This window comes from Flavobacterium sharifuzzamanii (assembly GCF_003254585.1).
GTDB lineage: Bacteria > Bacteroidota > Bacteroidia > Flavobacteriales > Flavobacteriaceae > Flavobacterium > Flavobacterium sharifuzzamanii.
Genome location: NZ_QJGZ01000034.1, coordinates 112,021 through 138,203 on the forward strand (window position 1 = coordinate 112,021; position 26,183 = coordinate 138,203).

Consider the following 26,183-nt stretch of genomic DNA (forward strand, 5'->3'; position numbering starts at 1 on the left):
GTGCTTCTGCCTCTCTGAACCTTTGTATCTAAAAAGAAAAAACCTCCAAGCAATTCAACTCTTGGAGGTTTTTTTTAATAAACAAAGACTTAAAATATGAAGGTTCTTTCTATTAAAAAGAAATCTTTGAACCTTTGCAACTTTGAGCCTTTGCATCTAAAAAAATAATCAATTATTTTTTTTACTTTTTGTCTAGGTTTTGTTTCAGCATTTTAGCATGTTCTAAATGCGCTGTTAAACCTGCAATATTGTTAGAAGCCCAAGTTCTCACTTCTTGATCGCTTGCATCTTTTGCGGCTTTATCTAGTTTTTTAATGGCTTTTTCGTGACCATCAATCATCATATCGGCGAATTTTTTATCAAAATCAACACCTGATTTTTCGTTTAATTTATTGTATTCTTCTTGTCCTTCTTCGGTTAGAGAAGTAGGAAGAGTAAAGTTTTTCGCTTTTGCTAAAGCACTTACTTCAGAAGCCGATTTAGTGTGCTCATCAACAAGCATTTTACCAAATTTTTTCACTTCAGGATTTGTACTTTTTGTTTGCGCCAGTTTACCGATTTCGATTTCAGCCAAATTAATTTCAGCTTGATCTACTAAAAATTCAGAATCATCTTCTTTACTGTCAATCGAATCAAATTTTGCTTCATTTGCATCTTCTGCAACTTCTTTTGGATCTTCCTGTTTGGTTTCGTTTTTACAAGATTGAAGGAATATAATGATAAGTCCTGCTCCTAAAATGGCTTTTCCGGCTAATAATAACTTTTTCATGATTTTAATAGTTTAAATGTTATAATGTAAAATTATGGAGTAGATACAGGAATGTCTTACAGGATTTTAGAAGTTTTTTATATTATTAAGATGAATTGGTTTATAAAAAATATAAATTAGCATTAATAAACGTCAAATAACCTATAATACTTTATGATAATTATTAGAAAAATTGCAGGATTTGCTTTAATTATACTAGCAGGGCTATTGTCTGTAGGGACTTTACTCAATTTTATATCTGCTGTTTTATTAAAAAGCCCTAAAGAATTTCAAACATCTTTTTCAACTGGAGCGGCTTATTTATTTGCTGCAATACTTTTTACTTTTCTCTTAGTAGTACTGATTCGTTTTATGTTTAAGTTAGGATTAAAATTATTAGGAAAAAAACAGATTAACAATGACTCAATAGAAGAAATCGGAAGAAATAAGATATGAAGAAAAAACAGATTTGGATCATTGCAATTTTAATTATTTTAGTACTAGTATCAATTCCCGTTTTACATATTTTAAAAACTAAATGGAGTGAAACAGATAGTAAATCAGAAATTCCAAAAGGTTATACAAATGATGCAAGTCAGCTTAATTTAACGAAGGTTGATACGATCGTAAAAGTTCCAGAAAATCAAGCAGATATTGTAAAGCAACTTCAAGAAATTTTAAAATATGCCCGAGAGCAAAATTTAAAAATTTCTATTGCAGGAGCACAGCACAGTATGGGTGGACATACGATTTATCCTAATGGTATTCTTTTAAATATGCTTCCATATAATCATATGGAACTCGATAAAGAGAATAATATTTTAACCATCGGTTCTGGTGCTTTATGGCAGGATGCAATTGAGTATTTAGATCAAAATGGAAAATCAATTAGTGTTATGCAGGCTTTTAGTTCGTTTTCTGTTGGTGGCTCTATTAGTGTTAATGGTCATGGATGGCAAAAAGATTCACCACCGATTTCTTCTTCTGTAATTTCTTTTACTTTAATGAATGACAAAGGTCAAATTTTGACCTGTAGCAGAAACGAAAATCCAGAATTGTTTAAACTTGTTTTAGGAGGTTATGGCCTTTTCGGAATTATATTGGATGTAAAGCTAAAAGTTGTAGATAATAAAGCTTTAAAATATAAATACTTTCGCTTAAGTCCAGAGAATTATGTTTCATATTATAAAAAGCTAATTTCAGATAATCCAAAAGTAAATTTGGTTTTTGGACGATTAAAGATTGCAAATCAAGAGTTTTTGGAAGAAGCAACTATTAATTTTTTTGAAGAAGTTAATGAAAATCCACTTCCCATTAAAAAGCAAAATGAAAAGAATGAAGAAGTAAAACGTTTGGTTTTTAGAAGTTCTGTTAGAAGTGAATACGGAAAAAGACTTCGTTGGGATTTAGAATACGGAATGAACAAAGCAACGCAACATAATATTTTTTCGCGTAATGAATTACTTAATGATCATGTCTCTTTAATTGAAAACAAAGATCCAAATTCTACCGATTTACTTCAAGAATATTTTATTCCAGAAAAAGATTTTAATCAATATTTAAAGGATATTAAGCCCATATTGCTTCAATCAAAATTAGATTTGCTGAATATTACAATTCGTGCAGTAAATAAAGATGAAGATACTTTTATGAATTATGCTAGGCAGGATGTTTTTGGTTTTGTTTTTCTTTTTAATCAAAAGAAAACAGAAAAAGAAGAAACCGAAATGAAAGTTTTGACGAATAAATTAGTTGATGCAGCTATCAAAAATAATGGAACATTTTATCTTCCTTATAGACTACATATTGGTAAAGAGAAAATGAGAAAAGTTTATCCGCAAGCTGATGAATTTTTTAAATTCAAGAAAAAATATGATTCAGATGAATTATTCCAAAATCAATTTTACAAACATTACAAGTAGATATCAAATCCCAACTCCAAAAGAGTTGGGATTTTTTTTGCATCTAACATTTCACAAAAAAGAAAATTTACATTTCCACTTTCACAATTCCCACGCTACAATGATGAAATTTCGAACCAAAATTCTATAACAGAAACGCCTTACTTTTTAAAGAACTTTGACTTATAAGAATTTTTAGAATTTAACTCTTTTAAAATTTAAAGTCATGCCAGATCCAAGAATTAAGAATGAAGAGCAATATAAAGCGTTGGTGAAAAAAGGATACAGCAAAGAAAAATCGGCTCGTATTGCCAACACGCCAGACGCAGGTAAAAAAGGCGGAAAAGCAAAGCCTTATGATGAGTGGACAAAAGAAGAACTTCTGAAACAAGCTAGTAGAGTAGGTATAAAAGGAAGATCTTATATGAATAAAAAAGATTTGATTTACTCTTTAAGAAATAATTAAAGTTTTATATAAAACTATTATGTGATAAAAAATTAAATACCATGAATGCGGCGAGAAAAGAAGTTTTAATGGATCAATTGATAAAAGCACCACATCTAGTAATTGAAAAACTAGACTTAGAATATATTAATGATCATCAGTTGACAATTGTACGCTGTCGCGAAGGAGAGAGTTTCGTTTATAAAAAGAACGGAAAAAATGTAAAGAGCAAACATGAAATTAAACGCATTAATAGTTTGGTTCTTCCGCCAGCTTGGGAAAACGTTCGCATAACAGATGTAAAAAATGGACATTTACAAGCAGTAGGAACCGATCTTAAAAATAGAAAACAGTACCGCTATCATCCGAGATGGAATTTGATTCGCAATCAAACCAAGTTTTATAAAATTGCTTCGTTTGGTGAGAAGCTTCCATTAATTAGAAAACAAGTCGATCTTGATTTAGAAAAGAAAGAATGGTCTAGAGAAAAAGTAATTGCTTTGGTGATTCGATTAATGGAAGAAACGCATATTAGAATCGGAAATGAGAAATATGCCAAAGACAACAAATCATACGGACTTTCGACTCTGAGAAAACGCCATATTAATATCAATAAGAATTCGCTTCGATTTGAATTTATTGGCAAAAAAGGAAAACAGCATACCATTACGACACGAAACAAGCAATTGATAAAACTGGTGAGCCGTTGCGAAGAAATTCCAGGTTGGGAAGTTTTTAAATATTACGATAAAAATGGCGAAAAGAAGGTGCTCGACAGCCATATGGTAAATGAGTATTTGCATAATATTTCAGGTGAATATTTCAGTGCAAAAGATTTTAGAACCTGGGCAGCCTCGATTATTTTTTTCGAAAGTTTAATGGAGCTCGGAACTACAGATGACGAAAGAGAAAGCAAACAGAACATTATAACAGCTTTTGATTTAACCGCCGAAGCACTAGGAAATACAAGAAAAGTATGCAAAGATTATTACGTTCATCCGCTTTTGATTTCGACTTATGAAGACGGCTCGATTCAGAAATATTTTGATATGGCGAAGAAAAGTCGAAGCACCCGAAAATATTTTACAAAAACAGAAATAGCATTTTCAGAATTGATTCAGAATTACGAAATCAATTTAGAAACGCCTTGTTCATAAAAGAGTTAGGGCATCTCTCCAAAAGCTTAAAAGTTTGAAATACAAACAAAATCATTATTAACTAAAAACTATTATTATGTTACGTTGGACAGTCACTTTTATTATTCTAGCCATAGTGGCGGGAATATTTGGTTTCGGTGGAATTGCCGCTGGAGCCGCTAGTATAGCTAAAATTTTATTCTTTATATTTTTAGTTCTTTTCGTTATTTCTTTAATAACTGGAAGATCCACAAGAGTATAGAAGAAGTATCATTAATACAAGATAAATCAAAACGACACATTTAAAAATTGAAATGTGTCGTTTGTGGTTTCATTAAAAAAAGCAAATCATGGGAACAAAAAGCGGTGCTTATCAAGACGTTTATATTAAAAGAGAAGATGAAATGGTAAGTTTGAAAAATGACGTCACAGATTTTTGTGAAAAATATATAAAGCCTGTTCATGCAAAAAATTGGGACTGGTCGGTACGTGATTTTGAAAATCCTAAAAACGATCCCACAATTGCCGAAGCAAGAGCTATTGCCAATGTAATTTTTAAGGATTTGAACGATGCAAAACATACAGATGTAGATCTTTCAACCATGAACAATGTGCATGCGATAAAAGCTTATCTAGATCCAAAGAGCAAACACGAAGCTTTTAATATGGAAGAATTTGCTTTTGCATTAAAAGTAGAATTGGAGCATGGAAGAGTAAAAGATGTAAATGTTACCAATAACCATCCGTTTTTAACCGCTATGATTGCGCTTGCACACATGACTGAAAGTCTGACGTATTATAAAAGACTGAAAGTAATGGAGGCGGAGGGTGAGATTTATGAAATTATCAGAAAAATAGAGTCATCGCCAGTCGGTAAAGAAAAATGGTACAAAGAATTAGGAAAAGCTGAACAAGAGCTCAATGAAGCAAGATCAGGATTGATCGAGCGTTTGGCGCGTATGGACGATATTCCAGTATTGGAAATTATTGGAGATTAGTGTTAAATTTTAAACTCGAAAAAACCGTCTCGTTATTTAACGAGACGGTTTTTTATTTTTTTTTAGAATAAGAAATATTAGAATCGGCGAGGATCATTTTCCGGATACCTTTCATCATCTTTATCTTCCTGGACATCATCTTCGATATAATCAGTGTCATCGTCCTCATCGATATCTTCTTCTATGTATTCGTCTTCATCATCTTCATCTTCATCATCATCAAGATCTTCCAAGACATCTTCAGTTTCATTAAAATCATATTCTTCTTCGGTTAAATCTGAAGGATTGTCAAATTCGTCATTTTCGTCGAAATCATCTTCCAATTCGACTTCATAAATATCATCGTTGTTATCTTCCAAATCTCTGTCTTTATGAAAATCGTCATTTAAATCGTCCAAATCATCATCAGCAAAATCTTCCTGATCTGGATTAGGTCGGTTCGGATTGTAACCATTTCTTACCGTATATCCTCGTTCTGCAATTTCACGATTATCGGTGTCAGGTTTTCTAATATCGTTTTTAAGATCTTCTGCTAGATTTCGGTCATCTGAGAAATGTTCTCTAAAATCTTTATTCGTGCCGTTGTTTTTATCTATAGTACTCATGATCGCTGTTTTTTATAGTTATATATACAAAGCTAGCACGAAGCTGACAGAATATATTATAAGATTTTAAAGTGTAATTCTATAATTAACAGATGTTTAGGATGGGATTTTAATTTGAAGTCATATAACCCGTCTGATAGTAAAGGAAGTAATTTTATCATCGTAATTATTACAAAAAAATAACCACAAAGAACAAAAGATAAATTTCTTTGCATTCTTTGTGGTTTAAAAAACTTTCCAGTTAGAAAAAACTACAATTTTAAGCTTCCTTCAATTCCGTCATCCATTGTTTTTCCTGTAATAAACGCAGCTGTCATTTTTGCAATGGCAACCATTTTTCCGTTTTTGTTATTCCAATAATAGCCATCTTCAGGAACAAATTTTATGACACTCAGATTTGGGTCATCTACGCCTCCTGGCATCCAGATTTTTATTGCAGGATCCCATAATTTTTCGATAGTTTCTCTGTCGTATGAAATGCTCGCTGTTCCATGAAGCGTCAAGAATTTGTCATGAGGTTCTGCAAAGAAAATTTCAACCATTGGATTTAAGGTAATTTCTGCATTCTGGCCACTGTTTCTATCTGATAAAAACCAAAGGTTTCCTAAATCATCAATTTTCTGAACAGACATAGGTCGAGATTGTATTCTGTATTCGTTATATGTACAAAACATACACGTTTTAATATGTGCAGCCAGATCTTTTATTTTGTCTACTGCAAATTCATCTGTAAGGTTCTTATGATCGCCCATAACGTTATATTTTAAGTTCTTTTTATATTAATTATTTGATAAACAAATAGTAAAAGTAAAGTTGGTGCTTTTTAGCCTTTTACAGATTATATAATTAAACTTATAAATTGTGATATTTCAATTTAGTTTGTAAGAAATTGATTCCTACTTTCTGCTTGTTACATAAAATTGCATTATATTTGGGAATATTAAAATTCTAAGCCAAAAATACAATGACAGATTTCACCATATTCTATACCGATGACGACGAAGACGATTTATGTATTTTTGCTGATGCCGTAGAATCTATACCCCACAATATCAAACTTCAAACGTATTCTGGGAGTCAGAATTTTTTAAATGCCATTTCTGATTCATCTGTTATTCCATCCGTGATTTTCTTGGATTTAAATATGCCGGGAAAAAATGGATTTGATGTTTTGGAAGAACTTAGAAATTGCGATGATAAAAAAGATATTCCAGTAGTTATTTATTCCACTTCGAGCGAACCAGGCAACATTGAAAAATGTCTTAAACTGGGAGCTAATTGCTTTATTACCAAACCTGTTTTAATGAGTGATATTATAAAAGCAATAGAACATGCAATGAAGATTGATTGGGAAAAGTTTATCCCAACCCAATCTAATTTTGTGTTTAAATACTAATTTCTGATAAATCTAGAATATAAATAGTAAAGACTGAATCTTTTCCTTTGTGTTTGGTGTTTAAACGCTGGAAAGTTTCAGTTTTTTTGCAAGCTTAAGTAGTGTGCAAACTCTGCATCCATAATTCTAATGGATAAACAGCCGTTTTGCTCCAATCTTTAGCACGGTTAAGTTGTCCCATTTCTTCTCTATTTGCCAAAAAAAATAGTTTTTACTCCTTTAAAACCGATTTTTGAATGAGGCAACATTAAAATCAATTGAGTTAATTTTATCTCGTTTCTATGCAGAAATTTGATAAACAGATAAACTGAAAAGATATGAAACGAGAAGATTCAAAACATGAAACCGATAATATCAAAAGGTATCAAGAAGAGGGATACACTGCAAATTATATATTCGAAAATGATCGTTTAGTAGATACAGAAACTAAAGAAATCTATAATCCTGAAGATATATTTATTGTAGCACATCATCGATACGAAGGAATGAGTGATCCTGATGATATGTCGATTTTGTATGTTATCGAAACAAAAGATAAAAGAAAAGGAACACATTTATTAGGATATGGTCCAATGGCCGATTTGGAAGAAGCCGAATTTTTTAAAGATATTCCGAAAGCCAATTATTCTAAAAATGCCGATATAAACGAATTGACTTAAAAAAATAAAAATAGATTGGTATTTTTATTTTGCTGATGAGCAGTTGTTTCAAATTTATTTGAGGCAGCTGCTTTTTTTTTTTTTTTGAGTTGCTAAGATGCTAAGGTTCTAAGGGACTAAGTTTTTTTGTGCTATGAGTCTTAGCATCTTAGCACCTCAGAACCTTAGAAAATAATAATTATGAAATATCTCCCTAAAATTCTATAAGGATTTGACTTACAATATAAACGAAATTTGGATTATAGAAATGATGTAAAAACCAAGGTTAGTTTTTATACGTAAAATAATTACTAGCCACTTTATAACCAAACCGTATTATATTATGAAAAAACTTTACTTAAATACTGGAAGCTTTGATGCTGTTTTTAATAATTTAAAAGAGAATTTTGGCGGGCATTTATTGAGCAACGCTAACGAATATAGATTGACAATTAAGTCAAAATGGGCAACGGGAAGCATTTCTGGAGTACGTTTTGAAAAAGAAATGTCATATCTCAATTTCGATTTGACTTTCAATCAGGATGTTAATTTAAGTATCGAATCTAATTCATTAGCGCCTGTTTTCTTCGCTTATTGCGGAAAAGGAAACGTATTGCATCGTTTTGGAGCAAATGGTGCTCTTAAAGGCCTAAAAGAGCAGCAATCGGGTATTATGAGTAATTCATCTGCAATTAATAGCGTTTTGTATTTTGAAAGCCATAAACAGATCCAGTTTTCATTGATCGCAATACCAACAAATCTGAATGCCATAGAAAATGCTGATTTTGCTTTTCAGGTTAAAAAAAGATTTACCAACGAATCTGGAAATTATTTATACATCGGAGCCGAGAATCCAAAAATAGGAGAGAAGTTTCAGGAACTTAAAGCATTACCAAAGCAGGGAAGAGTTCGTTATTTGCTGATGAGAAACATTTTGCGTGAAATTTTAGAGCTGGAGATAGCGCAGCATAGTTACAATTACCTAACTCCGTTTGGACCTATTCTGAATTTTGCCGCTAAAAAGATGACTGAAGTTAAAAAACTTTCAGAAATCAATTTTGGACATATTGTAGCGCAGTGCTATCTTTTAAAAGAAATTTACAGTCAAGAATTCTAAAAGAAAAATATTTAGAATTAGAACCTTACAACCAAAAATTAGCTAGCTAGTAAGCATTATTATATCCTTCACTTTTCAAAAAAAAAACAGCTTCGATCGAGCTGTTTTTTTTCTTTTTTACTCTTTTTCAAAATATAGAATAAAATAAACCATAGTAAGATTTAAAATCAATGAAATACTGTTTGTGATAATAATAGGCAGATCATTTTTCAAAATGCCATAAACTATCCATACCGCAATTCCGAAAGTAAGCGTACCAAACATTTTAAGCGAAATCTGTTTCACTTTTTTGGTTTTCCAAACCTTCAGAATTTGCGGAATCGTAGATATCGTCACACACGCCCCAGCAAAAAGTCCTATTACATCAATAAAGTTCATTTTTTTATTTTTTTAAGGTTCTGAGCTTCTAAGATGCTAAGGGGTCTAAGGTATTTGTTGTTTATCTCATTAAGTAGATTTCAAAAAGAAAAAACTTAGAACCTTAGCATCTCAGTACTTTAGAAACTTTTTTAACCTACCAATTCACCGCCATTTATATGAATAAACTGCCCAGTAATATAACTGCTGTCCTCACATGCTAGAAATACATACGCAGGCGCAACTTCAGATGGTTGTCCGGCTCGTTCCATAGGATTATCTTTTCCGAAATCAGACAATTTATCAAAACTGGCCACGATCAAAGGCGTCCAGATTGGCCCTGGAGCAACGCCGTTTACACGAATTTTCTTTTGGGCTAACATAGTCGAAAGCGAACGCGTGAAACTTACAATAGCGCCTTTTGTACTCGCATAATCCGCTAAGTGTTCGCTTCCGCGAAAAGCCGTTACAGAAGTGGTATTGATAATAGTGTCGCCCTCTTTTAAGAAAGCTAGAGCAGCTTTTGTGATGTAAAAGAAAGGATAAATATTGGTTTCAAAGGTTTTATGAAGCTGAGTAGCAGTTATTTTTTCTAACTCGCTTTGCGGAAATTGAGTTGCCGCATTATTTACAATGATATTAAGACTTTTAAAAATGGTGTGACACTTTTTAATGGCATTTTTGCAAAACTTTTCATCTTTAAGATCACCGCTTATCAAAAGGCATTGCTGGCCTTCTTTCTCTATCATTGCTTTTGTTTCGAGCGCATCTTTATCTTCTTTCAAATAAACGATTGCAATGTTAGCGCCTTCTCTAGCAAAATGCACCGCAACACTTCGGCCAATACCGCTGTCACCGCCTGTAATAAAAGCTGTTTTTCCTAATAATTTACCGCTGCCAACATAATTTTCTCGTATAATCTCAGGCTCTGGATTCATCATGTGCTCATTGCCGGGAAGATTTTGCTTTTGTTCGGGAAATGTTTGTTTCTTTTTCATGATTTCTCTTTTTAAGCTTTTAATGTCATTTAAAATTAGACGATAACAGCAATTCTGCTTGTCTTAAAAGATATTTTGTTTGCCCCAAAAAAATTAAAAAGAAAGATATTGTATGAAAATACTTCGAATATCAAAAAAGCCAAAATAATAAGAAATTTCTAATAAGTTAGCAATCATACGATAGATATAAAATGAAGGCGAAAGATGGGAATTTTGTAACTATTTTCTATTTAAATAAAAAACCTGCCCGTTAAATTTTTTATACATTTGAGAATTTCCATATAATTTTTAAGAGTTACTTCGGCAATTCTTTAAAAAAATAAGAAAATTTTTAAATTTCACTTTAAATTCAAGAGTTTTGATTTACAACAGATTTAGCTCCCACACGGCATGGTATTAATTGTAGACGATATAAGGGCAAATATTATAGCCTTAAAGAAAACATTAGAGCTGCATAATATCGATGTTGATAGTGCCGAATCTGGAGAAGAAGCTTTAAAAAAAATCCTAAAAATAGATTACTGCCTGATTATTATGGATGTTCAAATGCCGGGACTTGATGGTTTTGAAGTGGTAAAAATCCTTTCAGGCAATCAACGCACAAAAGATATTCCAGTTATTTTTCTTTCAGCTATCAATACAGAAAAAAAATACATCTTTAAAGGATATGAAACTGGGGCTGTTGAATACATTACAAAACCCGTAGATAGCGATTTGCTGATTCTAAAAGTAAAAACCTTTATTAAAATCTACGAACAGCAAAATGAACTTAAAGCAATGAAAGACCTGCTTTCTAAAGAAATCAAAATTCGAAAAGAAGCGCAGGATAATCTGGAAATCAAAATTGCGGAAAGGACAAAAGAACTGGTTCAGAAAAATGAAGAACTGGAACTTAGAAATCATGAATTGCAACAGTTTTCTTGGGTTGTTTCACACGATTTGAATGAACCTATCCGCAAAATCCAAATTTTCATTAAAATAATAAAAGATCTTTACTTAAAAGCAGATGACAAGGCTCTAGATTATGTTGACCGGACAATAAAATCGGCAGAAAGAATGCAGACTTTAATCACCGATCTTTTGGCTTATTCTAGGCTTTCAGCACAGGTTAAACCTGAAAAAACAGATTTAAATGTGGTTTTGCAGGAAGTGCTAGGAGATTTTGATTATCTAATAGAACGTAAAAATGCAATTATAAAAACCAACGAACTTCCAACAGTTGATAGCATTCCCAGTCAGATGCGACAGGTTTTTCAAAATCTGATAGGGAATGCTTTAAAATTTTCTGGAAATGAAGAAAAACCGGTAATCGAAATTACTTCAGAAACCATTTTAGAGAAATCAATTGATAGTCCGACTTCTCCTGAAGGAAAATTTTGCAGAATTACAGTAAAAGACAACGGAATTGGTTTTGATGAAATTTATCTGGATCGAATTTTTATTATTTTCCAAAGCTTAAATGACCGCCAAACCTACGAAGGAACGGGAATTGGTTTGGCAATTGCTAAAAAAATCATAGAAAAACACAATGGATTAATCACGGCAAAAAGCAAATTTGGAGAAGGCGCAAGTTTCATCATTGTGCTTCCCTTAAAATATGAATAAAAATAATTTAGAAATATATGAACGGTAATTTTAAAAGAAACTTATTAATCAGTTCGCTAGTTTCCCTTCTTGTACTTACGGTTAGTTCTGTTGCTTCTTTCATTAGCATCAAAAGTTTATTAGAGAGTAATTTTTGGGTCAATCATACTCAGGATGTAATCTACAACTTAAATGAAGGTTCTGCAATTATTACAGAAGCGCAGACAAGCATGAGAGGCTATCTGCTTACAGGAGACGAACAGTTTGTGGACCGATTTAATGAAGCTGAAGCCAAGTCAAACAGTTATTTCGAAAAATTGGATGAGCTTACAGTTGATAATCCCGCACAGAGAAAATTACTGGAAGAATTACGCGATAAACGTTCAGGTTTCTTTAAATATTTAAACAATCAGATTGTAAAAAAGCGTTTAAGCAAAGAAACGCTGATTTTTGATTTGAATGAAGGCAGAAACATGATGAATGACATGAGAGCAATCATCAGGAAAGTTGAAAATACAGAACAAAAACTTTTAGATGAGCGCAACTTAAATTCAGAACGATACGGAAATTACAGTTTGATTTTAATCGTTATTGCCTTTTTTATTGCTTTTCTTATTTCGATCGTTTTTATGATCAGAATTCTAAAAGATTATAACGAAAGATCGTTGTTGCAGCGCGAGCTGGAGAAAAAAGATAAAGAAACTGCTGAAAGGCTGAAAGTAATAAGCGGTATTGCCACACAAATTTCTAAAGGAAATTATGATGTTCAGATCGATGATAGAAAAGCTGATACCTTAGGGGCTTTAGGAACATCAATTCATAATATGAAAGATTCATTAAAGGATTCTTTCGAATTACTATCTCAAAAAGAATGGCTTCAATCGGGTGTTGCAACTTTGAACGATAAAATGCTTGGGGAAAAAACAATTCAGAAATTATCTAAAGATGTGATCGAATTTTTATGCCAATATACCAACAGCAGCGCCGGAGTTTTGTATGTTGTAGATGGAGAAGAATTGACTGTTACGGGAGGTTACAGCTATATACCGAGTAAAAACAGAGAACGAATTAAGAAAGGCGAGGGGCTGATTGGACAATCTATTGTTTCTGGAAAAATGTTGGAGCTAAAAACACTTTCTCCTGAAGATATTCAGATCAATTATGCATTAGGAGAAATAAAACCAACTCATATCGTGGCATTACCTTTAATGGATTTCAAGATTGAGGGAGCGGTAGAGCTGGCAAGCATATACGGATTTTCGATGTTGCAGCTTGAGTTTTTGAATATTGTAGCCAATAATATCGGAATTGCTTTAAAGGCAACTCAAAACCGTAAAAGGGTAATGGAACTTCTGGAAGAAACGAAATCGCAAGCAGAAGAACTTCAGATTCAGCATAGTGAATTGGAAGCGATAAATGCAGAATTAGAGGCGCAGACCGAAAAATTGCAGGCTTCAGAAGAAGAACTTCGCGTACAGCAAGAAGAATTGGAACAAACCAATGAAGAATTGTCTGAAAGAAGTGTTTTATTGGAAGAAAAAAATACCGAAATCCAGAAAAAATCAGAAGCTTTGGAGTTGACAACTCGTTACAAATCTGAGTTTTTGGCAAATATGTCGCACGAATTGAGAACGCCATTGAACTCGATTTTACTGTTGAGCCGTCTGCTGTCTGAAAATAACAATCAGACAATGAACAATGAAGAAATCGAATTTGCAAAAGTGATTCAGAGTTCAGGAAACAGTTTGTTAGGATTAATTGATGAAATTCTGGATCTGTCTAAGATTGAAGCTGGTAAAATGGAATTGGAATTCTTGGATGTTTCAACTAAAGAAATTACAGATAACCTTCATAATCTGTTTTATATGGTGGCAAAAGAGAAGGGGATTAATTTTGAAATTATTGCCAAAGAAGCGCCAATTGTTATTAAAACAGATAAAATGCGTTTGGAGCAGATTCTAAAAAACCTGATTTCAAATGCCATTAAATTTACTGAAAAAGGAACTGTTTCACTTGAAATTAAAGTCGATACAGACGATGATAAGATAATCTGCTTTATTGTAAAAGATACTGGAATCGGGATTCCGGTAGAGAAACAGCCTTTAATTTTTGAAGCTTTCCAGCAAGCTGACGGTTCTACCAAACGCAAATATGGCGGAACAGGTTTAGGATTGTCAATCAGTCGTGAATTGGCTAAGTTATTGCGAGGAGAAATCATTCTGCATAGTAAAGTAAACGAAGGAAGTACATTTACTTTATGCCTGCCAGTTTTGGGATTTGCAATCAATAAAGTGTCAATCAATAAAATTCCAGAAGCAGAAGAAATCGAAGTTCAATCTGAAAATGAAGAAGAAAAACCAAGATATATCAGCGATATTATTCCAGAAGAAATTGAAGATGACAGGCATTCAATTACAGAAGGCGATAAAGTAATCCTGATTGTAGAAGATGACATTAGCTTTGCTAAATCATTATTGGCTTTTACTAAGAAAAAAGGCTATAAAGGTATCGTTGCTGTTAGAGGAGATTATGCTTTGAATTTTGCTTTAATCTACAAACCAATCGGAATTTTATTGGATATCGAACTTCCAATTAAGAGCGGCTGGGAGGTTTTGGAAGAATTAAAAAATCATTCCCAAACCAAACATATTTCAGTACACATAATGTCTTCGCATAAATTGAAACAGGAAAGTTTGCTAAAAGGAGCTGTAGATTTCTTAGATAAGCCAGTTGCTTTTGACAAGATTCCAGAGGTTTTTATGCGTATTGAGCACATTATAAACAAAGAATCTCAGAAAGTTTTAATTATTGAAGATAACCCAAAACATGCTAAAGCATTGGCTTATTTCTTAGAAACTTATAATATCAATTCTGAAATTAAAAGCGAAGTGTCAGCAGGTTTATCGGCTTTAACCAAAAAAGACATTGATTGTGTAATTTTAGATATGGGAATTCCAGACAAACAGGCTTATGAAATTCTGGATGGAGTAAAGAAAAGCCCAGGATTAGAAAATCTGCCAGTAATTGTCTTTACAGGAAAAAGCTTGTCTATAAAAGAAGAATTGAAGATTAGAAAATATGCTGATTCTATTATTGTAAAAACGGCACATTCTTACCAGAGAATGCTCGATGAGGTTTCGCTTTTCCTTCATTTGGTAGAAGAAAAAAAGAATGGAGACAATAAAAAAGAAAGTCATAAGAAACTGAATTCGCTTAACAACATTTTGTTTGAGAAAAAAGTACTAATCGTAGATGATGATGTACGAAATATATATTCGCTATCAAAAGCTTTAGAAGCATTTAAAATGAATGTCATTACGGCTTTTGATGGAAAAGAGGCGATTAAAATTTTGGATGAAAACCCAGATACAGATGTGGTATTGCTAGACATGATGATGCCCAATATGGACGGCTACGAAACTGCCGAAAAGATAAGAAGTAATCCTAAATTCCTTAACTTAGCTGTAATCGCTGTAACAGCTAAAGCAATGACTGGCGACAGAGAGAAATGTATTAAGGCAGGAGCTTCAGATTATATTACAAAACCTGTAGATGTAGACCAGCTGTTATCGTTGCTGAGAGTTTGGCTGTACGATAAAATCTAATCTTTAAAATGCTGCAAATGGGAAAAAAACGAGTGTTGATTGTAGATGATGATTCTAGAAATATTTTTGCTATGGTAAATACCTTAAAAGCAAAATCTTATGACTGTGTATCTTGTCTAAGTGCCGAAGAAGCTTTAAAAATATTGCGCCAAGACGCATCTATCGATGTAGTTTTACTAGATATGATGATGCCAGAAATGGATGGTTACGACGCAATTCCGCTTATAAAAGCAATTCCGTCTCAGGAATCTACATTAATAATTGCTGTAACGGCACAGGCAATGGCAGGAGATAAAGAAAAATGTTTGCAAGCTGGAGCAGATGCTTACATCTCAAAACCTGTAGATGTTGACAAATTACTTCAGATCTTGGGAGGAAATTAAAGTGAATTATGATTGAAGATATTGAACTAGAAACCCTTATAAATGATGTTTACGAATATTATGGTTTTGATTTTGGAAGTTATTCAAGAGCCTCACTTAAAAGACGAGTAAGCAGGGTATTTGCTCTGGAAGGATTTAAACATTTTCATGATTTTTTGTCTAAAGTCCGCACAGACCCCGAGTATTATAAAAGAATGATTGACGAAATTACGGTTAACGTAACCGAGATGTTTCGCGATCCGTCATTTTATCTTACACTTAGAAAAGAAGTTCTTCCGTTGTTAGGAACAAAACCTTTTATTCGCATTTGGCACGCAGGATGCTCTACAGGAGAAGAAGTCTATTCGATGGCCATTATGCTCAAAGAAGAAGGTTTATTGCACAAATCGATATTGTATGCAACAGACATAAACGCTTCGGTACTAGAAACAGCCAAAAGTGGTATTTTTCCGTTGCGAATGATAAAAGATTATGCTGATAATTATCGCGATGCTGGCGGACAGCAGGATTTTTCAGATTATTACATTGCCAATTACGGATTTGCAAAGTTTAACGAAAATCTTTCTGAAAAAATGGTCTTCTCACAGCATAATTTGGTTTCAGACACCTCATTTAATGAGTTCGATCTCATATTGTGTCGCAATGTTTTAATTTATTTTGATAATAATCTGCAGAAAAGAGTCGTAAACTTATTTGACGACAGTTTGGCTGTGCTAGGCTTCTTAGCACTTGGAACAAAAGAAACGATAAAATATTCTATATCTCAAACCAAATACAAACAATTTGCTAAAGAGAAAATATGGAGGAAAATAAAAGAATAACAAATTGTAGAGTAGTTATAATTGGCGGTTCGGCGGGAAGTTTACAGGCATTATTGCAGATTTTGCCTTTTGTAGAAAATCCGATCTCTTTTGCCATTGTCATCGTTGTTCATAGAAAAAACTCAGACGAACAAACTCTAGAAGACTTAATTGCTTTAAAATCAAAAATAAAAGTAAAAGAAGTAGAAGATAAAGTAAAACTCCAATCGGGATTTATTTACATTGCTCCATCCAATTATCATTTGTTATTTGAGAAAAACGAAACGCTTTCATTAGATACTTCAGAAAAAATAAACTACAGTAGACCAAGCATAGATGTCTCTTTTGAGTCTGCTGCGGAAGTATATAGAGAACATTTGATAGGAATATTACTTTCGGGTTCCAATTCGGATGGAACAGCTGGATTAAGAGCAATACAGGCAGCGGGCGGAATAAGTGTAGTTCAGAATCCGCTTTCTGCAGATATGCCTTTTATGCCCAATAATGCAATTCTGCACACAGTTCCAGATTTTGTTCTAAATATCGAAGAGATTCTTGAGTTTATAAAAGAAATAAATCGGGAATAGGAAGTTGATTGAAATGAAGTGTCGCCCCTCTTAGGCTTCTCGGATACGGATAAAATTATTGCTATAAATATTCAGCTTCTCCGAAGCTTTTTAAAAGCGCAAAGCTTGGAATTCACATATTAAAATGTAAAACAATCAAGAATTAGTCCCAGAGGGACGAAATATTTATAGCAAATAATAATAGACACAGACTGATAAAGAGCTCCAGAGGAGCGAAATATATTTTCGGTGCAAAAAAAAACACCTATTTTTTCTCATCTTCTGGAAGAACCACTTTGTTGAGTTCAGCCTCTTTTTGAGCTCTTTTTTGCGCAGCTTTACCTTTCCCAATTGGCAATCCCGCAGTAACATACAAAGATCTGTTGAATTGATTGTTTGGACCATCTCCTTTCATCACAGTAACGAGTCCCAAGTAATATTGAACTGTAATATTTAAACCATGACCAACATTCATATGATAACCCGTACCAAAGGCAAGCCCAGCATCTATAACATGAATTTGATCTCTAATGTTTTTCTTGTAGACTACATCATCGTTATTGATTTCGTTTTTAAACTCATCAAAAGCTTTGGCTAACAAACCAAATTGCGGACCTGCTTTAAGGTAGATATTATTTTTGAATTGGTATTTAATTAATATCGGAACATTAAAATAACGAATTTCACGATTTACGTGACCGCCCGCAAAAGTATTGTCCAAATTTTCATCATTCAAAGAATATACAGGAATATCTTTGGCTCCCATAGGCGATTTTACAATTACACCAGTATTAATCATCCAAGCTGGATTTTTCTTAGATCTGAAGTCAAAGTAAAAACCAAGATTAAAACCTGGATTTAGGGCAGAAGATCCCATATTTGAAATGGTAGAAAAATTAGCACCACCTTCAAGACCAAATTCTAAAAACTCCGAATTGAGCTTATCTCCAAATATCAAGGAAATTAAGACTTGAGACTGGGCAGAATTAATACAAAAGAAAGTAAAAACGATTAATAAAATCTTTTTCATATAAATGGATAATTACAGTCCAAAACGGTATTGTAAACTTCCTAATACTTGAGTACGACTTCCTAAGAAACCGCATTCTGCGCGAAACATAACGTGTCGGCTGAATTGATACTGTGATCCAATGATGAAGTTCCACATATCTTTAGGTCTTTTTTGAAGCGAGTATTGAACAGAAGAGCTTTCGGCTGTACTCAATGCTCCGTCCAGAGTGGCAAGAATTGTTCCCGCTCTATCTAAAGCTCTATCTGCCGTGTTGTGTTTGGCAATATTGACTGGATTTTTTTGCTCAGCCGGAGTCAAGCCATCCCACCATGTGTCTACTTTTGCTTGATTGTCAGACACCTTTTGAAGACCGCTATCCACTTTAGCCTGTGCATTGGTTAAATCAATAAAATCAGATAGAGGCAAGTCTCCATTAGTATCTCCAGAGATATGAACCCTAAAACCTCCAACCCAAACCGCTATATTTGTGTCTGGTTTGTTGAATTTGAACGTTTTTCCGAATCTCGGACCAAAAATATAAGAAAAAGCAGGTTTGTCAAGTGAGCTGATATCAGTCCAAGCCATGTTCATATCAAGAGCAAACCAGCCTCCGCCAATACCTATTGTTGGAGTCATACCAAGACCAAAAGTAGTGGCATTAAAATTGGCTTTAGTGCTAAAATTGGCTATTTCAGACCAGTTGTTATTGGCATCAGGAACCCAGATACCTGCGTTAATTTTTGTTGACGTATTGGCTTTTCCAAAAATTCCGTAAATATTTAAAAACGGAAGAAGCCAGATATCAGGACGAATTGTTAAAGCACTTGCTTCTACTGTCGATTTATTAAATCGTACAATTTCATCTAGATTATATTGTGGGCCATGATTAAAACCAATTTGCAGATTATTAATTACAATTTCTGATTCCTGCCAGAACCAGTTTACAGATACTCCGGCAGAATAGGGAAGTTTATAGCCTTTTTGAGCTACTTTTTCTCCCCAGATTGGTAGCGCGTACGGGTATTTTTCGACTTTAAGACTATCTTTTAAATCTTCATTTTTTTTACCTACAATTTTATCGGTATAAACCTGTCCAAAAATTTGCATGCTAAATAATAATAAAAAGGCTGATATTAGTGTGTTACATTTCATTGATTAGAGTGTTTTAATGTTAATTAATTAAACTGCGAAAAATAAATATGTACTAATGCTATTGTGGGAATCTTTTTATTGGTATGCTAAAAGGTTTTATTATGAATTAAATATTAAGGCTTAAGAATGTGTTAATTAGTGTTAAAGTTAACGAAATTTTCTTACCGCCAGCAAAAATTAAATGAGAAAATGATAAAAGCTTTAAAAATAATTTTAGGATATTTTTAAGTATTTTTCTTTTAGGAAATATTGCCATCAATTACCAATTAAAAAAATAATTGTATTTTTACAGCTGTGAAATGGATAACAGTCATATTATCAATTTACCTGCTGGCATTGTCTAATATGCCATGCGCAGATATGGAAGTAAACAGTGCAATGCATAAAACAGCTCAGTTTGCTTCAGAAGACAATCATTCTCATGATAAAACAAATGATTTATGTTCTCCGTTTTGTGCCTGCAATTGCTGTGGCGCACAGGTTTTAAGTTACCATTCTGCTGTAAGTTTTGAGTTTCCTAAAACTTACAATCAAATTTCAATTTCTTTACCAAGTTACAATTCTGTTTTTATTTCCAATTTCTACGGAAGTATTTGGCAGCCCCCTCAGATAGCATAATGATTGTGCCTGTTCGATAAAAATCGGAAACGGGCGAGAGAGTTGTGGACTTTCCACACATTTACAGACAATTTAATTGTCTAATTTCTCACGTCATTATATATTCAAATGTTAGATAAAATTATCAAGTTTAGTATACGAAACAAATTCGTAATACTATTATTTACCCTTGCGCTCATTGCTTGGGGAAGCTATTCGCTTAAAAAATTACCGCTCGATGCCTTGCCAGATGTAACCAACAATCAGGTTCAGATTATTACAACTGCACCAACACTGGCAAGTCAGGAAATCGAACAATTAATTACGTATCCCTTAGAAAGAGCTGTAAAAACAGTTCCAAATGTTATAGAACTCCGCAGTATTTCTCGTTTCGGATTATCGGTTGTAACCGTAGTTTTCGAAGATGATGTAGATATTTATTGGGCGCGTGAGCAGATTTTTCAGCGTTTAAAACAAGCAGAAGAAAATATCCCCGATTATGTAGATTCTCCAGAATTAGCGCCAATTTCTACAGGTTTAGGAGAAATTTACCAGTACGATGTTTATGCCAAAAAAGGCTATGAAAACAAATATAGTGCAATTGAACTGAGAACAATTCAGGATTGGATTATTATTCCGCAATTGCAAGGAATTAAAGGAGTTGCCGAAGTAAGCTCTTGGGGAGGAAAACTAAAACAGTTTGAAATTGCCGTAAACCCAAATATGCTGAATAGTTTAGGCGTAACGATTACTGAAATTTTTGATGCTTTAGAAAAAAATAATCAAAATACAGGAGGAGCTTATATTGAAAAAGACCAGTATACTTATTTTATTCGTGGTGTTGGAATGGCAAAAGGCATAAAAGATCTTGAAAATGTGGTAGTAAAAAACCGAAACGGCTCGCCAGTTTTGGTTCGAAATGTCGCACAGGTTCGAGAAGGTATTGCACTACGCTACGGGGCATCAACAAAAGACGGAAAAGGAGAAATTGTTTCTGGAATGGTTTTGATGTTAAAAGGAGAAAACTCAAGTGCAGTTGTTAATCGTGTGCACGAAAAAATGGCTCAGATTAATAAAAGCCTTCCAGAAGGAGTTGTTGCAGAAGCCTTTATTGATAGAGGAAAACTCGTTGACAATTCCATTAAAACTATTACAAAGAATTTATTAGAAGGAGCATTAATCGTAATTTTTGTCTTGATATTATTCTTAGGAAATCTTCGCGCAGGGTTAATTGTCGCTTCTGTGATTCCGTTGGCGATGCTGTTTGCCGTTATTTTAATGAATGCCTTTGGCGTAAGCGGAAACTTAATGAGTTTAGGCGCCATAGATTTCGGAATTATAGTGGATGGTGCCGTAATCATTGTCGAAGCCACAATGCATCATCTCCAGAAATTCAAAAACAAAAAAGAATTGACGCAGGAAGAAATGGACGATGAGGTTTACAATTCGGCTTCAAAAATTAGAAATAGTGCGGCTTTTGGTGAAATTATCATTTTGATCGTATATCTGCCAATTCTAGCTTTGATTGGAACAGAAGGAAAAATGTTTAAGCCAATGGCCATGACAGTTGGTTTTGCCATTATTGGAGCTTTTATCCTTTCGCTAACTTATATTCCGATGATGAGCGCTTTGTTTCTTTCTAAAAAAACAGAGCACAAAGAAAATTTCAGCGACCGCATGATTGCTTGGTTAGAAAACCGTTATATGCCTTTATTAAATAAAGCTTTAGAGTTTAAAAAAGTGGTGCTTTCTGTTGCGATTGGGTTATTCGCATTTGCTTTTATTGTTTTTCAAAATATGGGAGGCGAATTTATTCCGACAATCGAAGAAGGCGATTTAGCAATAAATGCAAGCATTATGACGGGAAGTTCGCTTACGCAGATGGTTGAAACGGCTACGAAGTACGAACAGATTCTGAAAGCAAAATTCCCTGAAATTAAAACCATTGTAACCAAAATCGGAAGCGGTGAAATTCCGACCGATCCAATGCCGATTGAAAGCGGTGATTTGATTATTGTTTTAAAAGACAAAAAAGAGTGGAGAAGCAAGTATAATAATTGGGAAGAATTGGCTAATGCAATGAAAGAAGAAATGGAAATTATTCCAGGAGCGAATATCGAAATTTCGCAGCCAATCCAAATGCGTTTTAACGAATTAATGACAGGAAGCCGATCTGATATTGCCATCAAAATTTTTGGTGACGATTTGGAAATTCTGGATGCCAAAGCGACAGAATTGATTTCGAAAATAAAAGGAATTGAAGGAATCGGAGATTTAAAAGCTGATAAGGTAACAGGATTGCCGCAGATTACCATTAAATATGATTATGATAAAATCGCTCTTTATGGGCTAAATATTTCAGATATCAACCAGATTATCCGCTCGTCTTTTGCTGGTGAAGTTGCAGGAAAGATTTACGATGAAAGCAAAAGGTTTGATGTTGTGGTGAGAATGGACGAAAACAATCGTGGCGATATTACAGATGTGAGCAATTTGTTTATTCCGCTTCCGAACGGACAGCAAGTACCGCTTTCTCAGGTGGCTTCTGTTGAATACGAACAAGGGCCTGTGCAAGTCATCCGCGAAGACGGAAAAAGAAGAATCACCGTTGGATTAAATGTTCGCGGAAGAGATATTAAAAGTGTTGTAGAAGAAATTCAGGCAAAATTGGATAAAAATTTCAAACTTCCTTCAGGCTATTATGTGACTTATGGCGGACAGTTCGAAAATCTGATTGAAGCTTCAAAAAGACTTTCTGTAGCCTTACCAATTGCTTTAGGGCTGATTTTGGTCTTGTTATATTTTACTTTCAAAAGTGCCAAACAAGCACTGCTGATTTTTAGTGCGATTCCGTTGTCGGCCATTGGAGGTGTTTTTGCGCTTTCGCTAAGAGGGATGCCATTTAGCATTTCTGCCGGAATTGGTTTTATTGCCTTATTCGGAATTGCGGTTTTAAACGGAATTGTATTGATTTCGTATTTCAATCAATTAAAAACAGAAGGTATTTCAGATCCGTTTCAGAGAATCCTTATCGGAACCAAAACGCGTTTACGTCCTGTTTTAATGACCGCAGCCGTAGCTTCATTAGGATTTCTGCCAATGGCAATATCGACAAGTGGTGGGGCAGAAGTACAAAAACCTCTTGCAACTGTAGTAATCGGCGGATTAATCTCAGCAACTTTATTGACCTTAATCGTTTTACCGATTTTGTATTTATTGTTGGAACGTGGATTTAAACGCAAGGATAATTCGTAAATGAGAAAATTTGATAATTAGATAATTTACTGCTGAATGTAACAAAGATTTTTCACGCAGATTCTAGCAGATTAAAGCAGATTTAATTTTGATTTTAATTGATAATAATCTGCGTCTATCAGCTTAAATCTTTTTTAAATCTGCGTGAAACAAAAATTATAAAAATGAAAAAATCAATATATAAAATGCAAACCAAAACCTTTGCGAACTTTGCGAAAAAAACCTTGCGAACTCTGCGGTTAAGCACATTTCTATTGGCAAGCACAGCAACATTTGCCCAGCAAACTATCAGTTTAGAAAAAGCAATAGAACTCGCTAAATCAAACAACATCGATTTAAAAATTGCCGATAAAGAAATAGAAAAGCAAACCGTTCTTAAAAAAGCAACTTTTCAGCCAGATCCGCTTCAAGTACAGTATCAGGGTGGCCAGTTCAATAGTGCCGATTACGATCATAACGTTTCTGTACAGCAGTTTTTTCCGTTAGGAAATATTACTAAAGCGAACAGACAATTGCAGGAAGAATTGGCAAAATTGGCCGAAAAGCAAAAAGCCCTGTCTTCGTATGAAATCGAAAAAGCGGTTACATTGGCGTATTATCAATATTTATATGGCGTTTCAATTCAGAAACTCAATTCAGAATTGAATGATATTTATACCAAATTTCTAAAGAACGCCGAATTGCGTTTTAAAACAGGAGAAAGCGGAAACATCGAAGTAATTAGCGCTAAAGCAAAAGTAAAGGAAATTGAAACTCAGAAAGCGCAGTTAGAGTATGATCTGGCAATCTATCAGAAACAATTGCAGTTTTTTATTCAGACAAATGAAAATATTGTTCCTGACCAAAATACGGCTTTGCAATATACTTTTATAGAAAATCAAGAAAACACAAAAGCTGAAGCTTTGATGACCGATTTTTATGAGCAGCAGATTTCGGTTTATCAGAAAGAAGCTGGAACATTTAAAGCTTTACGTACACCAAAAGTAGGTTTAGGATATTTTGCTCAGACGATAAATAAAGAATCGCTGTTTCAAGGTTTTACAGCCGGATTGCAGATTCCGTTGTTTGGAGGAGTTAATACAACCAAAGCAAAAGCAGCAGAAATTAGCATTTCGCAGTCGCAAATGGCTTTGGATAAAAACAAAATGATGCTGAATCTGCAACAAGAAGAATTGAAAAATAACTTCGAAAAGCAGCAGAAAAACTTAGCCTATTTTCAGAATGAAGGTCAGCAATATGCCAATCAGATTATAGAAACTGCCCAGAAAAGTTATGCCAATGGTGATATGAGTTATTGGTCGTATATCAGCTTTCTGAATCAGGCGATCGATATTAAAAAGCAGTTTGCAGAAGCGACGCACAGCTACAATCAAAGCGCTATCGAACTTCAATTTCCAACCATCAAAAACAATTAAAAATGAAAAATATACTTAGAAATTTAACCGCAAAGTTCGCAAAGATTTTCACGCAAAGTTCGCAAAGATGGATTGCTTATAGCTTACTGCTTATTGCCTATAGCGGAATGTTAAATTCTTGCAATGAAAAGAAAACCGAAGAACCTCAGGAAGAAGAAAAGTCAACTACAGAAGTAGCTTTAACGGAATCTCAATACAAAACTGTCGGAATTGAAACTGGTTCTGTAGAAGATAGAAACCTTAACAAGGTTATCAAAGCCAATGGTTACACGACAGTTCCACCGCAAAATTCAGCTGAAGTTTCGACTTTAATTGGCGGAACAGTAAAGGATATTTTTGTTTTGGAAGGAACGTATGTAAACAAAGGAAAAGTTCTAGCAACGATTCAGAATCTTGAAGTTATTGGCATGCAGGAAGATTATCAGTCGGCTGTTGCCAATGTAGAATACCTGCAGTTAGAATATAACCGTCAGAAAACATTAAGCGACGAAAATGTCAATCCGAGAAAAACTTTTCAGGAAGTAAAAGCCAAACTTGCAGCTGAAAGAGCTCGTGCACAAGCAGCAAAAAATAAACTCGATGCTTTACATGTTAATACAAAAGGAACAACATCGGTAGTGCCAATTGTTTCGCCAATAAATGGTTTTGTTGGAAAAATCAATATTGCTAAAGGAGCTTTTGCCAACACAGGAGTTTCGCTTTTTGAAGTGGTTGACAACAGTCAGATGCATTTGGATTTGAATGTATATGAAAAAGATTTAGGTTCAATTTCTATTGGTCAGGTAATTGACTTTGTTTTGACCAATCAGTCGAATAAATCGATAAAAGGAAAGATATTCGGAATCAATAAATCTTTCTCTAACGAAAGTAAAACTGTTGCTGTACATGCCAAAATTGACCCCGCTGATGCCAAAGGACTGATTCCGGGAATGTATGTTTCGGCGAATATTAATATTACGAATGCAACAGTTCCAGCACTTCCAAAAGATGCAGTGGTCAAAAATGCAGACAAGTACTTTGTTTTTATTGAAGAAGAAGGTAATGCAGAAGAAAAACACGAGCACAAAGAAGGTGAAAAGGAAGAAGCTCACGAAAAAGAAATTCATTTTAAAGCCATAGAAGTTATGCCAGGAACAACCGATTTAGGTTTTACTGAAGTGAAGTTCGTAAATGATATTCCAGTTAACGCCAAAATTGTAACGAAAGGCGCATTTTATCTGCTTTCAGCAATGAAGGGCGGAGGAGAGCATACGCACTAGTTTTTTTAAAGATGCTAAGATACAAAGGTGCTGAGATGCTGAGTTTTTCTCATTTTATGTCATTTCGACGAAGGAGAAATCTTCGCGAGAAGCTCGACAAAGATTAGGTTTTCGGTACGGAGTTACTTGTGGAGATTTCTCCTTCGTCGAAATGACAAATTGAACGTTTAATTCTCATTCAGTAAAAAACTTAGCACCTTTGTGGCAATAAACTTT

The 26,183-nt window shown here is 33.9% G+C and carries 25 protein-coding genes; 18 read left to right on the plus strand and 7 right to left on the minus strand.

The features are described from left to right. Positions 1 to 181 precede the first annotated feature (181 nt). Positions 182 to 769 carry a DUF4142 domain-containing protein gene (locus DMA14_RS04585; protein WP_111423493.1) on the minus strand — a complete coding sequence of 196 codons (588 nt, stop codon included), beginning with the start codon at positions 767 to 769 and terminating at the stop codon, positions 182 to 184. 153 nt (positions 770 to 922) lie between these two features. Here DMA14_RS04585 and DMA14_RS04590 point away from each other — a divergent pair, with 153 nt between their 5' ends. The 6 genes from DMA14_RS04590 to DMA14_RS04615 all read left to right on the plus strand — a co-directional run bounded on the left by DMA14_RS04590 (position 923) and on the right by DMA14_RS04615 (position 5,228). Further along, positions 923 to 1,204, plus strand: a complete 282-nt coding sequence (locus DMA14_RS04590) for a hypothetical protein (RefSeq protein WP_111423495.1) — start codon at positions 923 to 925, stop codon at positions 1,202 to 1,204. Next, positions 1,201 to 2,670, plus strand: a complete 1,470-nt coding sequence (locus DMA14_RS04595; protein WP_111423496.1) for an FAD-binding oxidoreductase — start codon at positions 1,201 to 1,203, stop codon at positions 2,668 to 2,670. The genes DMA14_RS04590 and DMA14_RS04595 overlap by 4 nt, the downstream gene beginning before the upstream one ends. A gap of 205 nt (positions 2,671 to 2,875) precedes the next feature. Beyond that, positions 2,876 to 3,115: a DUF7218 family protein gene (locus DMA14_RS04600; RefSeq protein WP_111423498.1), complete on the plus strand. Its 240-nt coding sequence runs from the start codon at positions 2,876 to 2,878 to the stop codon at positions 3,113 to 3,115. A gap of 41 nt (positions 3,116 to 3,156) precedes the next feature. Then, entirely contained in the window at positions 3,157 to 4,251 is a 1,095-nt protein-coding gene (locus tag DMA14_RS04605; RefSeq protein WP_111423500.1) for a DNA topoisomerase IB, read from the plus strand. 76 nt (positions 4,252 to 4,327) lie between these two features. Continuing rightward, positions 4,328 to 4,492 (plus strand): DUF1328 domain-containing protein, encoded by a 165-nt coding sequence (locus tag DMA14_RS04610; protein WP_111423502.1) that lies wholly within the window; start codon positions 4,328 to 4,330, stop codon positions 4,490 to 4,492. An 88-nt stretch (positions 4,493 to 4,580) separates the two neighbouring features. After that, positions 4,581 to 5,228 carry a DUF5661 family protein gene (locus DMA14_RS04615; protein WP_111423503.1) on the plus strand — a complete coding sequence of 216 codons (648 nt, stop codon included), beginning with the start codon at positions 4,581 to 4,583 and terminating at the stop codon, positions 5,226 to 5,228. A 77-nt stretch (positions 5,229 to 5,305) separates the two neighbouring features. On the opposite strand, the gene DMA14_RS04620 is transcribed toward DMA14_RS04615, so the two are convergent. Next, on the minus strand, positions 5,306 to 5,833 hold the full coding sequence (locus tag DMA14_RS04620) for a hypothetical protein (protein ID WP_111423505.1): 528 nt from the start codon (positions 5,831 to 5,833) through the stop codon (positions 5,306 to 5,308). A gap of 251 nt (positions 5,834 to 6,084) precedes the next feature. Next, complete coding sequence (locus tag DMA14_RS04625; protein ID WP_111423506.1) at positions 6,085 to 6,585, minus strand: pyridoxamine 5'-phosphate oxidase family protein; 501 nt, start codon at positions 6,583 to 6,585, stop codon at positions 6,085 to 6,087. Between the two features lie 212 nt (positions 6,586 to 6,797). Here DMA14_RS04625 and DMA14_RS04630 point away from each other — a divergent pair, with 212 nt between their 5' ends. From DMA14_RS04630 to DMA14_RS04640, 3 genes are all read left to right on the plus strand, one after another. Beyond that, complete coding sequence (locus DMA14_RS04630; RefSeq protein ID WP_111423508.1) at positions 6,798 to 7,229, plus strand: response regulator; 432 nt, start codon at positions 6,798 to 6,800, stop codon at positions 7,227 to 7,229. 317 nt (positions 7,230 to 7,546) lie between these two features. Continuing rightward, complete coding sequence (locus tag DMA14_RS04635; RefSeq protein WP_111423510.1) at positions 7,547 to 7,888, plus strand: hypothetical protein; 342 nt, start codon at positions 7,547 to 7,549, stop codon at positions 7,886 to 7,888. Positions 7,889 to 8,210: 322 nt separating this feature from the next. Then, on the plus strand, positions 8,211 to 8,984 hold the full coding sequence (locus DMA14_RS04640; RefSeq protein WP_111423511.1) for a hypothetical protein: 774 nt from the start codon (positions 8,211 to 8,213) through the stop codon (positions 8,982 to 8,984). Between the two features lie 117 nt (positions 8,985 to 9,101). On the opposite strand, the gene DMA14_RS04645 is transcribed toward DMA14_RS04640, so the two are convergent. Both DMA14_RS04645 and DMA14_RS04650 read right to left on the minus strand, forming a co-directional pair. Next, the gene (locus DMA14_RS04645) at positions 9,102 to 9,362 is read right to left on the minus strand and encodes a SemiSWEET family sugar transporter (protein WP_111423513.1); all 261 of its coding nucleotides are present in this window, start codon (positions 9,360 to 9,362) and stop codon (positions 9,102 to 9,104) included. Positions 9,363 to 9,493: 131 nt separating this feature from the next. After that, complete coding sequence (locus DMA14_RS04650; protein WP_111423514.1) at positions 9,494 to 10,339, minus strand: SDR family oxidoreductase; 846 nt, start codon at positions 10,337 to 10,339, stop codon at positions 9,494 to 9,496. A 390-nt stretch (positions 10,340 to 10,729) separates the two neighbouring features. On the opposite strand from DMA14_RS04650, the gene DMA14_RS04655 reads away from it, so the two are divergent. The 5 genes from DMA14_RS04655 to DMA14_RS04675 are packed head-to-tail and all read left to right on the plus strand — an operon-like array spanning position 10,730 to position 17,298. Further along, the gene (locus DMA14_RS04655; RefSeq protein ID WP_111423516.1) at positions 10,730 to 11,944 is read left to right on the plus strand and encodes a hybrid sensor histidine kinase/response regulator; all 1,215 of its coding nucleotides are present in this window, start codon (positions 10,730 to 10,732) and stop codon (positions 11,942 to 11,944) included. Positions 11,945 to 11,961: 17 nt separating this feature from the next. Next, entirely contained in the window at positions 11,962 to 15,528 is a 3,567-nt protein-coding gene (locus DMA14_RS04660) for a response regulator (protein ID WP_111423518.1), read from the plus strand. A 17-nt stretch (positions 15,529 to 15,545) separates the two neighbouring features. After that, entirely contained in the window at positions 15,546 to 15,911 is a 366-nt protein-coding gene (locus DMA14_RS04665; protein WP_111423666.1) for a response regulator, read from the plus strand. Positions 15,912 to 15,919: 8 nt separating this feature from the next. Then, a complete protein-coding gene (locus DMA14_RS04670) occupies positions 15,920 to 16,732 on the plus strand; it encodes a CheR family methyltransferase (protein ID WP_111376920.1) in 813 nt (270 codons plus the stop codon). Beyond that, complete coding sequence (locus tag DMA14_RS04675; protein ID WP_111423520.1) at positions 16,711 to 17,298, plus strand: chemotaxis protein CheB; 588 nt, start codon at positions 16,711 to 16,713, stop codon at positions 17,296 to 17,298. The genes DMA14_RS04670 and DMA14_RS04675 overlap by 22 nt, the downstream gene beginning before the upstream one ends. Before the next feature lie 244 nt (positions 17,299 to 17,542). Here DMA14_RS04675 and DMA14_RS04680 read toward each other — a convergent pair whose 3' ends face one another. Together DMA14_RS04680 and DMA14_RS04685 are read right to left on the minus strand one after the other, a co-directional pair. Then, the gene (locus tag DMA14_RS04680) at positions 17,543 to 18,307 is read right to left on the minus strand and encodes a porin family protein (protein ID WP_111423522.1); all 765 of its coding nucleotides are present in this window, start codon (positions 18,305 to 18,307) and stop codon (positions 17,543 to 17,545) included. A 12-nt stretch (positions 18,308 to 18,319) separates the two neighbouring features. Next, positions 18,320 to 19,441 carry a hypothetical protein gene (locus DMA14_RS04685; protein ID WP_111423524.1) on the minus strand — a complete coding sequence of 374 codons (1,122 nt, stop codon included), beginning with the start codon at positions 19,439 to 19,441 and terminating at the stop codon, positions 18,320 to 18,322. 294 nt (positions 19,442 to 19,735) lie between these two features. Between DMA14_RS04685 and DMA14_RS04690 the strand changes: the two genes are divergently transcribed. From DMA14_RS04690 to DMA14_RS04705, 4 genes are all read left to right on the plus strand, one after another. Then, positions 19,736 to 20,059, plus strand: coding sequence for a DUF6660 family protein (locus DMA14_RS04690; RefSeq protein WP_317047243.1), 324 nt, complete (start codon positions 19,736 to 19,738; stop codon positions 20,057 to 20,059). Between the two features lie 108 nt (positions 20,060 to 20,167). Beyond that, positions 20,168 to 23,293 carry an efflux RND transporter permease subunit gene (locus DMA14_RS04695; RefSeq protein WP_111423528.1) on the plus strand — a complete coding sequence of 1,042 codons (3,126 nt, stop codon included), beginning with the start codon at positions 20,168 to 20,170 and terminating at the stop codon, positions 23,291 to 23,293. 164 nt (positions 23,294 to 23,457) lie between these two features. Continuing rightward, the gene (locus tag DMA14_RS04700; protein ID WP_111423530.1) at positions 23,458 to 24,708 is read left to right on the plus strand and encodes a TolC family protein; all 1,251 of its coding nucleotides are present in this window, start codon (positions 23,458 to 23,460) and stop codon (positions 24,706 to 24,708) included. A 2-nt stretch (positions 24,709 to 24,710) separates the two neighbouring features. Then, positions 24,711 to 25,967 carry an efflux RND transporter periplasmic adaptor subunit gene (locus DMA14_RS04705; RefSeq protein ID WP_111423532.1) on the plus strand — a complete coding sequence of 419 codons (1,257 nt, stop codon included), beginning with the start codon at positions 24,711 to 24,713 and terminating at the stop codon, positions 25,965 to 25,967. The last annotated feature ends 216 nt before the right edge of the window (positions 25,968 to 26,183 follow it).

Bases quoted from the DNA above. Each gene is read 5' to 3' on its own strand.
- DMA14_RS04585 (WP_111423493.1), bottom strand. From the start codon at position 769: ATGAAAAAGTTATTATTAGCCGGAAAAGCCATTTTAGGAGCAGGACTT.
- DMA14_RS04685 (WP_111423524.1), bottom strand. From the start codon at position 19,441: ATGAAATGTAACACACTAATATCAGCCTTTTTATTATTATTTAGCATG.
- DMA14_RS04630 (WP_111423508.1), top strand. From the start codon at position 6,798: ATGACAGATTTCACCATATTCTATACCGATGACGACGAAGACGATTTA.
- DMA14_RS04595 (WP_111423496.1), top strand. From the start codon at position 1,201: ATGAAGAAAAAACAGATTTGGATCATTGCAATTTTAATTATTTTAGTA.
- DMA14_RS04650 (WP_111423514.1), bottom strand. From the start codon at position 10,339: ATGAAAAAGAAACAAACATTTCCCGAACAAAAGCAAAATCTTCCCGGC.
- DMA14_RS04675 (WP_111423520.1), top strand. From the start codon at position 16,711: ATGGAGGAAAATAAAAGAATAACAAATTGTAGAGTAGTTATAATTGGC.
- DMA14_RS04705 (WP_111423532.1), top strand. From the start codon at position 24,711: ATGAAAAATATACTTAGAAATTTAACCGCAAAGTTCGCAAAGATTTTC.
- DMA14_RS04635 (WP_111423510.1), top strand. From the start codon at position 7,547: ATGAAACGAGAAGATTCAAAACATGAAACCGATAATATCAAAAGGTAT.
- DMA14_RS04655 (WP_111423516.1), top strand. From the start codon at position 10,730: ATGGTATTAATTGTAGACGATATAAGGGCAAATATTATAGCCTTAAAG.
- DMA14_RS04605 (WP_111423500.1), top strand. From the start codon at position 3,157: ATGAATGCGGCGAGAAAAGAAGTTTTAATGGATCAATTGATAAAAGCA.
- DMA14_RS04620 (WP_111423505.1), bottom strand. From the start codon at position 5,833: ATGAGTACTATAGATAAAAACAACGGCACGAATAAAGATTTTAGAGAA.
- DMA14_RS04680 (WP_111423522.1), bottom strand. From the start codon at position 18,307: ATGAAAAAGATTTTATTAATCGTTTTTACTTTCTTTTGTATTAATTCT.
- DMA14_RS04625 (WP_111423506.1), bottom strand. From the start codon at position 6,585: ATGGGCGATCATAAGAACCTTACAGATGAATTTGCAGTAGACAAAATA.
- DMA14_RS04590 (WP_111423495.1), top strand. From the start codon at position 923: ATGATAATTATTAGAAAAATTGCAGGATTTGCTTTAATTATACTAGCA.
- DMA14_RS04615 (WP_111423503.1), top strand. From the start codon at position 4,581: ATGGGAACAAAAAGCGGTGCTTATCAAGACGTTTATATTAAAAGAGAA.
- DMA14_RS04660 (WP_111423518.1), top strand. From the start codon at position 11,962: ATGAACGGTAATTTTAAAAGAAACTTATTAATCAGTTCGCTAGTTTCC.
- DMA14_RS04665 (WP_111423666.1), top strand. From the start codon at position 15,546: ATGGGAAAAAAACGAGTGTTGATTGTAGATGATGATTCTAGAAATATT.
- DMA14_RS04670 (WP_111376920.1), top strand. From the start codon at position 15,920: ATGATTGAAGATATTGAACTAGAAACCCTTATAAATGATGTTTACGAA.
- DMA14_RS04700 (WP_111423530.1), top strand. From the start codon at position 23,458: ATGAAAAAATCAATATATAAAATGCAAACCAAAACCTTTGCGAACTTT.
- DMA14_RS04610 (WP_111423502.1), top strand. From the start codon at position 4,328: ATGTTACGTTGGACAGTCACTTTTATTATTCTAGCCATAGTGGCGGGA.
- DMA14_RS04645 (WP_111423513.1), bottom strand. From the start codon at position 9,362: ATGAACTTTATTGATGTAATAGGACTTTTTGCTGGGGCGTGTGTGACG.
- DMA14_RS04600 (WP_111423498.1), top strand. From the start codon at position 2,876: ATGCCAGATCCAAGAATTAAGAATGAAGAGCAATATAAAGCGTTGGTG.
- DMA14_RS04695 (WP_111423528.1), top strand. From the start codon at position 20,168: ATGTTAGATAAAATTATCAAGTTTAGTATACGAAACAAATTCGTAATA.
- DMA14_RS04640 (WP_111423511.1), top strand. From the start codon at position 8,211: ATGAAAAAACTTTACTTAAATACTGGAAGCTTTGATGCTGTTTTTAAT.